Origin of the sequence: Natronomonas sp. (genome assembly GCF_036625485.1) — an archaeon.
Taxonomy (GTDB): domain Archaea; phylum Halobacteriota; class Halobacteria; order Halobacteriales; family Haloarculaceae; genus Natronomonas.
Genome location: NZ_JAZKTR010000078.1, coordinates 1 through 11,337 on the forward strand (window position 1 = coordinate 1; position 11,337 = coordinate 11,337).

At 63.6% G+C, this 11,337-nt stretch carries 14 protein-coding genes; 8 read left to right on the plus strand and 6 right to left on the minus strand.

Features of this window, described 5'->3' with window-relative positions:
- Positions 1-227 precede the first annotated feature (227 nt).
- Entirely contained in the window at positions 228-1,616 is a 1,389-nt protein-coding gene (gene serS / locus V5A53_RS08895; RefSeq protein ID WP_332313248.1) for a serine--tRNA ligase, read from the plus strand.
- Between the two features lie 47 nt (positions 1,617-1,663).
- On the opposite strand, the gene V5A53_RS08900 is transcribed toward serS, so the two are convergent.
- Positions 1,664-2,005, minus strand: coding sequence for a nuclear transport factor 2 family protein (locus tag V5A53_RS08900; RefSeq protein WP_332313249.1), 342 nt, complete (start codon positions 2,003-2,005; stop codon positions 1,664-1,666).
- Positions 2,006-2,108: 103 nt separating this feature from the next.
- On the opposite strand from V5A53_RS08900, the gene V5A53_RS08905 reads away from it, so the two are divergent.
- Positions 2,109-2,627 (plus strand): DUF367 family protein, encoded by a 519-nt coding sequence (locus tag V5A53_RS08905; protein WP_332313250.1) that lies wholly within the window; start codon positions 2,109-2,111, stop codon positions 2,625-2,627.
- Between the two features lie 75 nt (positions 2,628-2,702).
- Positions 2,703-2,852 carry a 50S ribosomal protein L40e gene (locus V5A53_RS08910; RefSeq protein WP_332313251.1) on the plus strand — a complete coding sequence of 50 codons (150 nt, stop codon included), beginning with the start codon at positions 2,703-2,705 and terminating at the stop codon, positions 2,850-2,852.
- A gap of 62 nt (positions 2,853-2,914) precedes the next feature.
- Here V5A53_RS08910 and V5A53_RS08915 read toward each other — a convergent pair whose 3' ends face one another.
- On the minus strand, positions 2,915-3,526 hold the full coding sequence (locus V5A53_RS08915) for an MBL fold metallo-hydrolase (RefSeq protein WP_332313252.1): 612 nt from the start codon (positions 3,524-3,526) through the stop codon (positions 2,915-2,917).
- Positions 3,527-3,672: 146 nt separating this feature from the next.
- Between V5A53_RS08915 and V5A53_RS08920 the strand changes: the two genes are divergently transcribed.
- The 3 genes from V5A53_RS08920 to V5A53_RS08930 are packed head-to-tail and all read left to right on the plus strand — an operon-like array spanning position 3,673 to position 5,039.
- Positions 3,673-3,849 (plus strand): DUF5786 family protein, encoded by a 177-nt coding sequence (locus V5A53_RS08920; protein ID WP_332313253.1) that lies wholly within the window; start codon positions 3,673-3,675, stop codon positions 3,847-3,849.
- Positions 3,846-4,430 carry an endonuclease dU gene (locus V5A53_RS08925; protein WP_332313254.1) on the plus strand — a complete coding sequence of 195 codons (585 nt, stop codon included), beginning with the start codon at positions 3,846-3,848 and terminating at the stop codon, positions 4,428-4,430. Before V5A53_RS08920 ends, V5A53_RS08925 begins: the two co-directional genes overlap by 4 nt.
- 24 nt (positions 4,431-4,454) lie before the next feature.
- The gene (locus V5A53_RS08930) at positions 4,455-5,039 is read left to right on the plus strand and encodes a uracil-DNA glycosylase (RefSeq protein WP_332313255.1); all 585 of its coding nucleotides are present in this window, start codon (positions 4,455-4,457) and stop codon (positions 5,037-5,039) included.
- On the opposite strand, the gene V5A53_RS08935 is transcribed toward V5A53_RS08930, so the two are convergent.
- The 3 genes from V5A53_RS08935 to phnD are packed head-to-tail and all read right to left on the minus strand — an operon-like array spanning position 5,036 to position 7,788.
- Positions 5,036-6,049: a PhnE/PtxC family ABC transporter permease gene (locus tag V5A53_RS08935; RefSeq protein WP_332313256.1), complete on the minus strand. Its 1,014-nt coding sequence runs from the start codon at positions 6,047-6,049 to the stop codon at positions 5,036-5,038. The genes V5A53_RS08930 and V5A53_RS08935 overlap by 4 nt on opposite strands.
- Positions 6,046-6,798: a phosphonate ABC transporter ATP-binding protein gene (gene phnC, locus V5A53_RS08940; protein WP_332313257.1), complete on the minus strand. Its 753-nt coding sequence runs from the start codon at positions 6,796-6,798 to the stop codon at positions 6,046-6,048. The genes V5A53_RS08935 and phnC overlap by 4 nt, the downstream gene beginning before the upstream one ends.
- A gap of 42 nt (positions 6,799-6,840) precedes the next feature.
- Entirely contained in the window at positions 6,841-7,788 is a 948-nt protein-coding gene (gene phnD / locus V5A53_RS08945) for a phosphate/phosphite/phosphonate ABC transporter substrate-binding protein (protein ID WP_442928609.1), read from the minus strand.
- 214 nt (positions 7,789-8,002) lie between these two features.
- Here phnD and hisH point away from each other — a divergent pair, with 214 nt between their 5' ends.
- Positions 8,003-8,647, plus strand: coding sequence for an imidazole glycerol phosphate synthase subunit HisH (gene hisH / locus V5A53_RS08950; RefSeq protein WP_332313259.1), 645 nt, complete (start codon positions 8,003-8,005; stop codon positions 8,645-8,647).
- Positions 8,648-9,358: 711 nt separating this feature from the next.
- Here the strand turns inward: hisH and lrp are convergent.
- On the minus strand, positions 9,359-9,811 hold the full coding sequence (gene lrp, locus V5A53_RS08955) for an HTH-type transcriptional regulator Lrp (protein WP_332313260.1): 453 nt from the start codon (positions 9,809-9,811) through the stop codon (positions 9,359-9,361).
- A 127-nt stretch (positions 9,812-9,938) separates the two neighbouring features.
- Between lrp and glnA the strand changes: the two genes are divergently transcribed.
- Complete coding sequence (gene glnA, locus V5A53_RS08960) at positions 9,939-11,312, plus strand: type I glutamate--ammonia ligase (protein ID WP_332313261.1); 1,374 nt, start codon at positions 9,939-9,941, stop codon at positions 11,310-11,312.
- The last annotated feature ends 25 nt before the right edge of the window (positions 11,313-11,337 follow it).

Below are 11,337 nucleotides of genomic sequence, written 5' to 3' on the forward strand. Positions count from 1 at the left end.
GAAGGGACTGGGCCATCTCGACTACGAACTCGTCGCAGTCGACGACATCCCGGTCGACCCAGAGACCGGCAAGCGCAAGATGGTCGTGACCGACGAGTAGGCGGGATGGGCGTATTTAAACAGGGGTACGCCGAGCGCCCGATTCGGCATTTCAAGATTACTGTCGTCTGGGATGGGTCGTCACGGTACCGACACGACTTTGCCCCGGCCAGTCGAACCGTCGACAAATGCTATCGAGGCAGTTCGTCAGGGAGAATCCCGACGAGGTGCGGCGGGCGCTCGACACCAAGGGCGTCGACGTCGACCTCGACCGTATCCTCGACATCGACGAGGAGTGGCGCGACCTCAAAGCAGAGGGCGACAACCTCCGACACCAGCGCAACGAGGTCTCCAGCGAGATCGGCGAACTCAAACGCGAGGGGAAAGACGAGGCCGCCGAGGAGGCCATCGAGCGCTCCCAGGAACTGAAGGAGGAACTCGAAGCCGTCGAGGAGCGCGCCGAGGAACTCGAAGCCGAACTCGAGAAGGCGCTGCTCCGATTGCCGAACGTGCCGCATCCCGACGCGCCCGTGGGCGACGACGAATCGGACAACGTCGAAGCCGAGCGCTGGGGCTTCGATGACCGACGGGAATTGCCCGACGATGTGGTTCCCCACTACGACCTCGGTGAGGACCTCGAGATCCTCGACTTCGAGCGCGGCGCGAAGGTCTCGGGCGGCGGCTTCTACTTCGCGAAGGGCGAGGGCGCCCGACTGGAACACGCCCTGATTCAGTACATGCTGGAGCTCCACCGCGAGGAACACGACTACGTCGACGTCTTCCCGCCGATTCCGGTCAACTCGGCGTCGATGCGGGGGACGGGCCAGTTCCCGAAGTTCGTCGAGGACGCCTACCGCCTCGGCGGCGACAACGACGACCCCTACGACGACGACGACCTGTGGCTGCTGCCGACCGCGGAGGTACCGGTCACGAACATGTACCGCGACGAGATCCTGACCGACGACGACCTCCCCCTGAAGCATCAGGCCTACTCGCCGAACTTCCGGCGAGAGGCGGGCGAACACGGCACCGAGACGCGGGGCATCGTCCGGGTCCATCAGTTCAACAAGGTCGAGATGGTCAACTTCGTCCGGCCGGAGAACAGCTACGACCGCCTCGAAGGCTTGCTCGATGAGGCGACCGAAGTACTGGAACGTCTCGGTTTGCCCTACCACGTTCTGGAGATGTGTACTGGCGATATGGGCTTCACGCAGGCCAAGAAGTACGACATCGAGGTGTGGGCCCCCGGCGACGACATGGAAGACGGTCCCGACGTCGGCGGCCGGTGGCTCGAAGTCTCGTCGGTGTCGAACTTCGAGGACTTCCAGGCCCGGCGTGCGAAGATCCAGTACCGGCCCGAACAGCACGAGTCGGCCGAATACATCCACACCCTGAACGGCTCGGGGCTGGCGATTCCGCGCGTGATGGTCGCCATCCTCGAATACTACCAGAACGACGACGGCACGGTCACGGTGCCGGAACCGCTCCGGCCCTACATGGGCGGCCAAGAGCGCATCGAGGGCCACGAGTCGGTCGGCGAGTCGGCCCTCGGCGAAGCAGAGGGCGACGGCGAGTAATCGGACCGACCGGAACGTTGGGCGACGCGATTTTATAGGCCATTTCGCTATTCGCCGCGGCTGTCGGTGTAGGTCCGGACCTCCCGAATCCCACGCTCACCGATCTCGAACGCATCGACGAATCGGAACCAGACGTTGCCGTCGGTCCGCAGTAGGCGTCCCTCGGCGGCGACTCGATTGCCATCGGCCACGTAGACCGCATCGAGGGAGTGTTCGGTCTCGGTGTCGGGGCGGTCCGAGCGCATGAAGGAGACGAACTCCTCGCGACCCTCGAGGGTCATGTCGGGCCGCCGGTGGACGAACTCGGCGGCGAGGGCCTCACGTAACGCCTCGTAGTCGCCGTCGTCTATCGCGCGATAATACTCCCGGGCCAGCGCAGGACCGTCCATACCCGCGGTAGGGCCGCCGGACGGAAATACGCTGGCGGAGCGGCAGATTCCCGTCTCCACCTCGGGGCGAGCGACTTTTGCCGTCCGGCCGTCTGGTTCGAGTGTGGAACTCCACGTCCGCTACGAGGGCGACGACGACCCCGAGAAGTGTTCGGCCCGGAAACTCGCGCGGTTCGACCTCGCGGAACTCCATCACACGGCCCGCGAGACGCCGGCCGGCATCGTGCTGGACCCCTACGCCGAGCGGGCGCTGTCGCCTGCCGATGGGAAAGTGGACCGGCACGGCAGCGCGGCCGACCGCCTCGTGGCCCTCGATTGCTCGTGGGAGACCGCCGAGAAGGAGGCGTTCAAACTCGACGGCCCGCATCGCGCGCTGCCGTTCCTCGTCGCCGGCAATCCGGTCAACTACGGGACGCCGTTCCAGCTCAACACGGTCGAGGCCTTCGCGGGCGCGCTCTGTATTCTCGGCCACCGCGAGCAGGCCGAGGAGATCCTCGGCAAGTTCCGGTGGGGCCACACCTTCCTCGAGTTGAACGAGGAGCCGCTCTCGCGGTACGCCGACTGTGCGGATTCGGCGGAGGTCGTCGCCGTCCAAGAGGAGTACCTCGAAGCCGGCGAGTAGACCGCCGACGTGGCCGAAACGGCCCACTCGCGGCGAACGGTTAGGTTTATCCGCCCGCGTTGATTCCCTACGCATATGGCTAAGTTCGACCCGGCTGAGGACCGCACCCTCGAGAAGATGATCTGCATGCGCTGTAACGCCCGAAATCCCAAGCGGGCCGACCAGTGCCGCAAGTGCGGCTACAAGAACCTTCGCCCGAAAGCGAAGGAACGCCGCGCCGCATAGAGCGTTTTTCGTCTTTTCGCCTCGATTCGACTCGCGTAGCGGTCGCGCTACCGCCGCCCCGTTCAGTCGTCGGGATATTTCGGCTTGCGCTTTTCTGCTCGCTGGAGTGCCGTCTCGACGACGTCACGAACGTCGCCGTGGAACGTCTCTCCGTGGCCGGCGTACATGTCTTCGACGCCGTCGGGCATCCGTTCCAGGACGGTCCGGATGCTTTCGATGAGCCGTTCGCGGGATTGGCCGGCCATGTCGGTCCGGCCGAAACTGCCGTAGTCGAAGGCGCCGTCGTCGTGGACCACGACGTCGCCGCTGAACAGGGTCGTCTCCGAGACGAAGGAGACGTGGTCGTCGGCGTGGCCGGGCGTGTAGATCACGTCGAAGGCCTCGTCGCCCATGAATACCTGATCGCCGTCTTCGAGTTCGGTCGTCCGGCGGGGATGCTCGCCGTAGGCGTACAGCGGCGCGTCGAAGGCGTCGAGGACGGCATCGAGCTGGGCGACGTGGTCGCCGTGCTGGTGGGTCAACACGACGGCGTCCAGTTCGTCCGTATAGCCCTCGATGACGTCGACGACGCCTTCCATCGCGCCCGCGTCGACGAGGACGGTCCGTTCGCCTTCGACGAGATAGGCGTTACAGGTGAAAGTATCCGCGTTGGCAGTCACGTTCGTGACGTTCATATCGAGCGGGTGGACCGCCGCCGTAATCACGTTGGCGGCTACGTGGTGTCACTGCCGCGTTCGGCAATCCGCCGCCGCTCCGTGTGAACGACAACCGTGGGTCGGCGTGGCGCTTAACTCGGAGGAGCCGTTAGCATCGCGTACGCATGGGCTTCGGCAGTTACGACGAAACCGAACAGGACAACCAGCAACTCGACACCGACGACATCGAGGAACGCGACCAGTCCACGTTGCCGACCCACGACGGCGACATCGAGTTCGAATACGAGGACGCCTCCAGCGAGGACCTCCTGGAGGCCTACCAGGAGTTCCAGAACCAGTGAAACCCGGGCGACGGGCGCTGGGTATCGCCGAATCGTATCGGGGGACCGACGACGGGGACGCGAGGAGTACGCTCGCTGGCGTGGTCGTGCGTGTCGACCGGACGGTCGACGATTTCGTTTTTAATACGTGTACCGTCGGCGGCCGCGACGCGACCGAGGCCATCATCGACTGCTGGCAGCGACTCGACCGCCCGGACGTTCAGTACTGTTTTCTCGCCGGCGTCGCGCCCGCGTGGTACAACATCGTCGACATCGACGCTCTCGCCGAAGCCATCGACCGTCCCGTCATCGCGGTGACGTTCGAGGAAAGCGAGGGACTCGGCGAGGCCATCCGTACAGCCTTCGACGGCGACGAACGGGCCATGCGCCTCGATACCTACGAGGCGCTTCCGGAGCGACGGCGGCTCGAGACCGACGGCCACGGCGGCGACCTCTTCGTTCGGAGCGTCGGTCTCGATGCCGAAACGGCCGAGACGGTCGTCCGGGCCTACACCTACGAGCACCGACCGGAACCGCTCCGAGTCGCAAAGCGGGCGGCCCAGCGAGCGGACGCTGCCTGCGACGTCTTCCGGCGAGATTAACTTGCGGCGGGTCGACCGACCACCATGAGCGACGACATCGCGGTCACGGAGTGTACGCGGTGTGAGGAGCTGTGTGCCTCCCGGAGCCGCATCGTCAACGGCGTCGGCCCCGAGGACGCGGAATTACTCTTCGTCGGCGAGGCGCCGGGCGAAAACGAGGACGAGCAGGGCGAACCCTTCGTCGGCCGGTCGGGCGACGTTCTCGACGACGCCCTCCGTGACCGGGGGCTGGCCCGCCGGGACGTGCGAATCACCAACTGTGTGCGGTGTCGGCCGCCGGACAACCGGGACCCCACGGTCGAGGAACTGGCGAACTGTCGGGAGTATCTGGAACAGGAGATCGACGCGGTCGACCCGACTGTCGTCGTCACGCTGGGGAAAGTACCATCCGAACACCTGCTGGAGCGGTCGGTCGCGGTCACGAAGGAGGCTGGAGGGCTCCACGATGCCCGTATCGCGGGTGAAGCGCGTCGCGTGCTGGTGTGTGTTCACCCGGCAGCGACGCTGTACGACCCGAGTCAGCGAGAAACGTTCGGGAAGGCGCTTGACGAGGCGGTCGCACTCATCGACGACGATGGAAACGGACAGTCGCGGTTAGGCGAATTCTAGCGGTCGCCGAATCCGAGCCACTTGTTGCCGTTGCCGAGGTCGCGGAGGGTGTCGATGAAGCCCTTCTTCTCGTGTTCGCTCGGACGCAGGCGGGCACGCAGACGCGAGGAGATCATCTCCACCGAGAGGACGATGAAGATGACCATGATGATAGCGGCCATCCCCTTGCCGAACTCCAGGAAGCCGAAGAACCGCTCGTTCAGATAGAGACCGATACCGCCGGCCCCGACGACACCGAGGGAGACGGCGATACGGACGTTGATCTCGAAGATGTACAGCGTCCACGCGATAAATGAGGTGAACACCTGACTCAACATCCCGAAGACGACCCGCTGGGAACCGGAGGAACCGGTCGAGCCGATGGCTTCGATGGGGCCGTCGTCGATCTCTTCGAGTTCGTCGGTGAACAGCCGACCGAGGTTGCCGACCGTGTCCGTCGCGACGGCCATGAGCGCCCCGACGGGGCCGAGACCGGCCAGCGGAATGTAGATGAGTACCCACACCAGCGCCGGGATGGCGCGGATGGTCGACATAGTCCCGCGGAAGATGAAGTTGAAGGGGAACGGGGTGACGCGCTCGCTGCCGAGAACGCCGAAAAGTAGCGCGAGCGGGAACCCGAGTACGGTCCCACAGAACCCGATGGCGATCGTGATGACCGACAGGCCGACGAGGCCGTCCTGTTGCTGGAGGCTCTCGATGAACGTCCACGGACGGATGAGACTCTCCCAGATCGCACGAGGCCCCTCGATCTCGTTCCGACTCGTATAGGTCGTGAAGTCGACGAAGTTCGGCGGCAGGAAGTCGACGAGCGACCCGATAAAGCCGGGGAACGTCCGAACGATATCGGCGAGACGGAAGCCGATGAACGTCATCCCCGCAGCGGTGACGATACCGAGCAGGACGACGCCGAGAGCCAGCAGAATCCGGCGGACTCGCTGATTACGTTCGATTCGCGCGAGCGTCTCGTCCACCGTCGTAGTACCGCTCTCCTCGGCGGGTTCTCCGCTCATGCGCTCAGAACCTCCGTCGGGTCGTCGCCGCCTTCACCGTAGTAGATGTCGTCGACGGCTTCCATCGTGAGGTCCTCTTCGGTCCCGTCGAAGACGACCTTGCCGTCGCGGATGCCGATGAAGCGGTCGCCGAACTCGCGGCCGATGTTCACCTGGTGGAGACTCGCGATGGTCGTGAGGTTTCGCTCCTTGGCGGCCGAGCGCATGTAGCCCATCACTTCGGTCGCAGCCTTCGGGTCGAGACTGGCGACCGGTTCGTCGGCGAGCAGGAGCGCCGGGTTCTGGACGAGCGCACGAGCGATGCCGACGCGCTGTTTCTGACCGCCCGACATCGACCCGGTACGCTGTTCGGCCTCCGACAGCAGACCGACGGTATCGAGGGCATCCAGCGCGGCATGTTTGTCATCCTCGTCGTACCACGTCAGCATGCTTTCGAGAAGGCCTGCACGCGAGAGCGCGCCCGTCAACGCGTTGCGATAGGCGCTCATGCTCTCGATGACGTAATGTAGTTGAAAGACCATCGCCACGTCGCTCCGGCGTCCATGGACCTCCTCACCGTTTATACGGACCGACCCTTCGGTCGGTGTCGTCAGACCGTTGAGGATCCTGAGGAGGGTTGATTTACCGGCTCCGGACGGGCCGAGGACGACGACGAACTCCCCCTGTTCGATTTCGAAGGAAATGTCTTCGAGTGCGACCACGTCCTCACCGTACGTTTTTCGCAAATTCTGTACGGAAACAGCAGGCATTAGAATCAGTTTCCAGAGTTGAACGTATGAGGGTTGCGAACTCTACTCAGACCCTTCGTCGAGCAGGTCGGACTCGACGCCGAGGTCGTTGGCGACGTCGATGACCGGCTGGTAGGTCTCCAGATCGGCCTCGCGGACGTCGCCGAACCAGAGGTCGTCCTCGGTGCCTTCCTCACCGTCCGCGCCGTAGTAGATCTCGTCGGGCGCCTCCTCGAAGGCCGAGACCAGCATGTCGGCCTTCTCGTCGGAGAGTTCCGGGCTGACGACGATGGGGGCACGCGGGATGTCGGAGGTCTGTTCGACTTCCTTGATACCTTCCTTGTAATCGCCCGCCTCGTAGTCCCACGTGATGAACCGACCGACGCCAGCGGCGTCGACCTGCCCTTCTTTGAGGGCCTCGAAGGCCTGTGCGTGGCTCGACCACGTCGCGTTGAAGTCGGCGCCGTCGTCGCTCATCGGCGCGTCGCCGATGTTCAGGCCGGCCTGCTGGAGCATGTACAGCGGGTACAGCGAACCGCTGGCGCTCGTCGTCGCTGCGAAGGCGATGTCCTTGCCTTCGAGGTCCGCCGGCTCCTCGATGTTCGAGTCCTCGTTGGTCACGATGACCGAGAAGTAGGTCCACCCACCGTAGGCGTACCGCTGGAGAGCGATCTCACACTGGTCGCCCTTGACGCCGAGTGCGGCCGCGAACGGCCCCGTCTCGGCGATTTCGGCGTTGCCCTCGCCGAGCGCACGGAGCACCGCCGAGTAGTTGTTCGCGTACTGTAGTTCGACCTCGACGTCGTCTTCGACCTGTTCGGCGAGATACTCACGAACCGGCTCGTACTGGGACTCCATGTAGTCCTGCGGTTCGGTCGGGGACATCACGAACGTGAGTGTCCCATCGCCGTACGGCTGTGATCCGAACTCGCCGATACAGCCCGCGGTGGCGGTCAATCCTGCGGCACCGATTGCACCAGTTGACTTGAGGAAGTTTCGACGCTCCATAATACCTCTGACGAACTTTGTAAGATATGCGTGTAAAATCTTTCTATGCGTTGTCAGCTGATTTTTACGGTGTGATACGTGTCACGTGACTTCTATACGGACGGTCGTAACGGTTTATCGGTAATCGACGACCTGAACGGACGATTCCAGTAAATGACTACAACCGTCCGTATCAGCAATGGAAACCCACTTCCCCTGCGGTCGCACATCTACGAACATGAGCACCACCCAGCGGACCGCCGAAATCGTCCTCGTCGACTACGGACTCGGCAACCTCCGTAGCGTGACGAAGGGGCTGGAACGTGCGGGCGCCGAGCCCACGATCACCGACGACCCCGCGGATTTCGACGCCGCCGACGGCATCGTCCTGCCGGGCGTCGGCGCATTCAGCGAGGGCATGGACAACGCCGGCCCGTTCCGCGAGGCGCTCGTCGATGCGGCCGCCGAAGGCAAACCGCTCTTCGGCATCTGTCTTGGGATGCAGATGCTCCTTACATCGAGCGAAGAGGCCGAACGCGTCGGTCAAGGCGACGTCGAGGGACTTGATCTCGTCCCCGGGACCAACGTCCGCTTTGCCGAGGGCCAGAAGGTCCCGCACATGGGCTGGAATGAACTCAACGTCCAGCGCGACCACCCCCTCGCTGAGGGCATCGACGGCGAATACGCCTACTTCGTCCACTCCTACTACGCCGACCCCGACGACGACGAGGCCGTCGTCGCCAGCACGGACTACGGCATCGAGTTCCCCGCCATCGTTGCCAACGAGGCGGGCAACGTCTTCGGCACGCAGTTCCACCCCGAGAAATCCGGCGAGACGGGGCTTCGAATCCTACGGAACTTCGTGGACTACTGTCTGGAGTAACGCGAGCGACCACCGGGAGCGAGCGCCTTTTTGATCGAAGTTTTTCGAGGAGTGGTCGCGCGAAGCGCGACCCGACGATGAAAAAGTTCGGGTGAGACGGGGCTTCGCATCCTGCGGAACTTCGTGGATCACTGTCGAATAGTAGCCGCACGCCTGCGCCGCGCGGGCAGCGGGCTTTGCCCGCAATCCAACCGTCGTGGTCGTTCGAAAGGCGCTTCGCGCCTTTCGTGATGCCGTCAGAATCCTCTGGATTCTGACTGCAAGCGGGAAATCTTCGATTTCCCGCAATGACGAGAGAGCGAAACTCTCGAACCACGGCCTGTGGCCGCCACGCACGGGACCGACCCCATCCGACGCCGTCGCGAACGCGTGGCTACGTGAGGAATTCCGGTCCCCATCTTCGAGCCGATGAGACGACGCTGTCGCCGTTCACACGAGGAGTGGTGCCGCGACTGCCGCACCGATAAGGAGCATCGACAGTAAGGCTGCCGCAACGACGAGTAGCGGGAGGGCTTCGTGCTGCATACAGCGTGTCGTTCTATCGGATTTCCCTTATAAACGACGAAGGCTCAAACGGGCGTTTTACCGATGGCTGATGTCAGTCCGTTCGAACCGGCGGCCGTGAGGCCTCATACGGCTCGTTGTATCCTTTTACCGGTGAGCGCCGAGTCCTGCCGGGCGCTCGCCGGTAATTCCTTACACCAATCCGTATCAGAAGTCGAGGTCGAACTGCTCGTGTTCGGCGACCGTGTTCAGGACGACCGAGGTGTTGGACTCCTTGATGTCGGGGTCGATGAGCAGTTCCTTGATCTGCTCGTTCATGTGGTCGGTGTCGGTGAACTTGCCGATGGCGATGATGTCGTGGTCGCCGGTGACCTCGTAGACCGAGACCATGTGTTTGTGGTCCGCGAGGCGGTCGGTGATCTCGGGGAGGGCGCTCCCCTCGACTTTCATCTGGATGACCGCGGTCACGTCGTAGCCGAGCTCGCCGTAGTCGATCTCGGGGCTGTATCCCTGGATGATGCCCTGGTCTTCGAGGTCGGAGATGTGGTTCGAGACGGTCGTCACCGACACGTCGAGGTCCTCGCCGAGCGAGCGAAGCGAAGCGCGTCCGTCGGCCAATAGCGCGTTTACCAACTTGCGGTCGAGATTTTCGTACGTCATTACACCTCGTTATGTCCCGGGGGGTTTAGAAATTTACGAATATTCATTTTCGCAGCGATAGACGGAAGGTTTGCGCAAAGGAGCAAGGCTTTAGTAGTGGCACTCATCGAAACAGGTGACGAGAAAGATGACGAACGAAAACGTAGCCACTGACGGTGGCCTTTCCCCGGAAGAACAGCGCGTCCTCGAGGAGATCGAGGAGAAGAACGTCGATTTCCTGCGCCTGCAGTTTACGGACATCCTCGGCACGGTCAAGAACGTCTCGGTCCCGGCCGAGCAGACGGAGAAGGCCTTCACTGAAGGCATCTACTTCGACGGCTCCTCCATCGAGGGGTTCGTCCGCATCCAGGAATCCGACATGCGGCTCATGCCCGACCCGACCACGTTCGCGATCCTCCCGTGGCGTGACCGCGAGCAGGGCGCCTCCGCGCGGATGATCTGTGACATCTACGACACTTCCACGGGCGAGCCCTTCAAGGGCGACCCGCGCCGCATCCTGAAGAACGCGCTACAGCGCGCCCACGACATGGGCTACAAGGTCAACGCCGCGCCCGAACCCGAGTTCTTCCTCTTCGAGGAAGACGAGGACGGCCGCGCGACGACCAAGACGAACGACGCCGGCGGCTACTTCGACCTCGCGCCGAAGGACCTCGCCTCCGACGTGCGCCGCGACATCATCTACGGCCTCGAAGACATGGGCTTCGAGATCGAGGCCAGCCACCACGAGGTCGCCCGCGGCCAGCACGAGATCAACTTCGAGTACGACGACGCCCTGACCACCGCTGACAACGTCGGTACCTTCCGCACCGTCGTCCGTGCCATCGCCGCCCAGCACGACCTTCACGCGACGTTCATGCCGAAGCCCATCCCGAAGATCAACGGCTCCGGGATGCACACTCACCTCTCGCTTTTCACCGAGGACGGCGAGAACGCCTTCCACGACGAGGACGACGAGTTCAACCTCAGCGAGACGGCCAAGCAGTTCACCGCCGGCATCCTCGAACACGCACCCGCGGTGACGGCAGTCACCGACCCGACCGTGAACTCCTACAAGCGCCTCGTGCCCGGCTACGAAGCGCCGGTCTACATCGCGTGGTCGGACCGCAACCGCTCGGCGCTCATCCGGAAGCCGGCCGCCCGCGTCCCGGCCGCCTCCCGTATCGAGGCCCGCTTCCCGGACCCGTCGTGTAACCCCTACCTCGCCTTTGCGGCGCTCATCCACGCCGGCCTCGACGGCATCGAGAAGGAACTCGACTGCCCCGACCCCGTCCGCGAGAACATCTACGACTTCGACGAGCAGAAACGCGAGGAATACGGCATCGACACCCTCCCGAGCAACCTCGGCGAGGCCGTCGAAGAACTCGAGAACGACGAGGTCATCCTCGACGCCCTCGGCGAACACATCGCCGACAAGTTCATCGAGGCCAAAACCCAGGAGTTCGAGGAGTACCTCGTCGACGTCTCCCAGTGGGAACTCGACCGGTACCTCGAGACCTTCTAGGCCACTTTTTGCACGAGAACGCGGG

Excerpts from the sequence above, each read along its gene's own strand:
- serS (WP_332313248.1), top strand. The coding sequence starts at position 228 with ATGCTATCGAGGCAGTTCGTCAGGGAGAATCCCGACGAGGTGCGGCGG.
- V5A53_RS08900 (WP_332313249.1), bottom strand. The coding sequence starts at position 2,005 with ATGGACGGTCCTGCGCTGGCCCGGGAGTATTATCGCGCGATAGACGAC.
- V5A53_RS08910 (WP_332313251.1), top strand. The coding sequence starts at position 2,703 with ATGGCTAAGTTCGACCCGGCTGAGGACCGCACCCTCGAGAAGATGATC.
- V5A53_RS08915 (WP_332313252.1), bottom strand. The coding sequence starts at position 3,526 with ATGAACGTCACGAACGTGACTGCCAACGCGGATACTTTCACCTGTAAC.
- V5A53_RS08920 (WP_332313253.1), top strand. The coding sequence starts at position 3,673 with ATGGGCTTCGGCAGTTACGACGAAACCGAACAGGACAACCAGCAACTC.
- V5A53_RS08930 (WP_332313255.1), top strand. The coding sequence starts at position 4,455 with ATGAGCGACGACATCGCGGTCACGGAGTGTACGCGGTGTGAGGAGCTG.
- V5A53_RS08935 (WP_332313256.1), bottom strand. The coding sequence starts at position 6,049 with ATGAGCGGAGAACCCGCCGAGGAGAGCGGTACTACGACGGTGGACGAG.
- phnC (WP_332313257.1), bottom strand. The coding sequence starts at position 6,798 with ATGCCTGCTGTTTCCGTACAGAATTTGCGAAAAACGTACGGTGAGGAC.
- hisH (WP_332313259.1), top strand. The coding sequence starts at position 8,003 with ATGAGCACCACCCAGCGGACCGCCGAAATCGTCCTCGTCGACTACGGA.
- lrp (WP_332313260.1), bottom strand. The coding sequence starts at position 9,811 with ATGACGTACGAAAATCTCGACCGCAAGTTGGTAAACGCGCTATTGGCC.
- glnA (WP_332313261.1), top strand. The coding sequence starts at position 9,939 with ATGACGAACGAAAACGTAGCCACTGACGGTGGCCTTTCCCCGGAAGAA.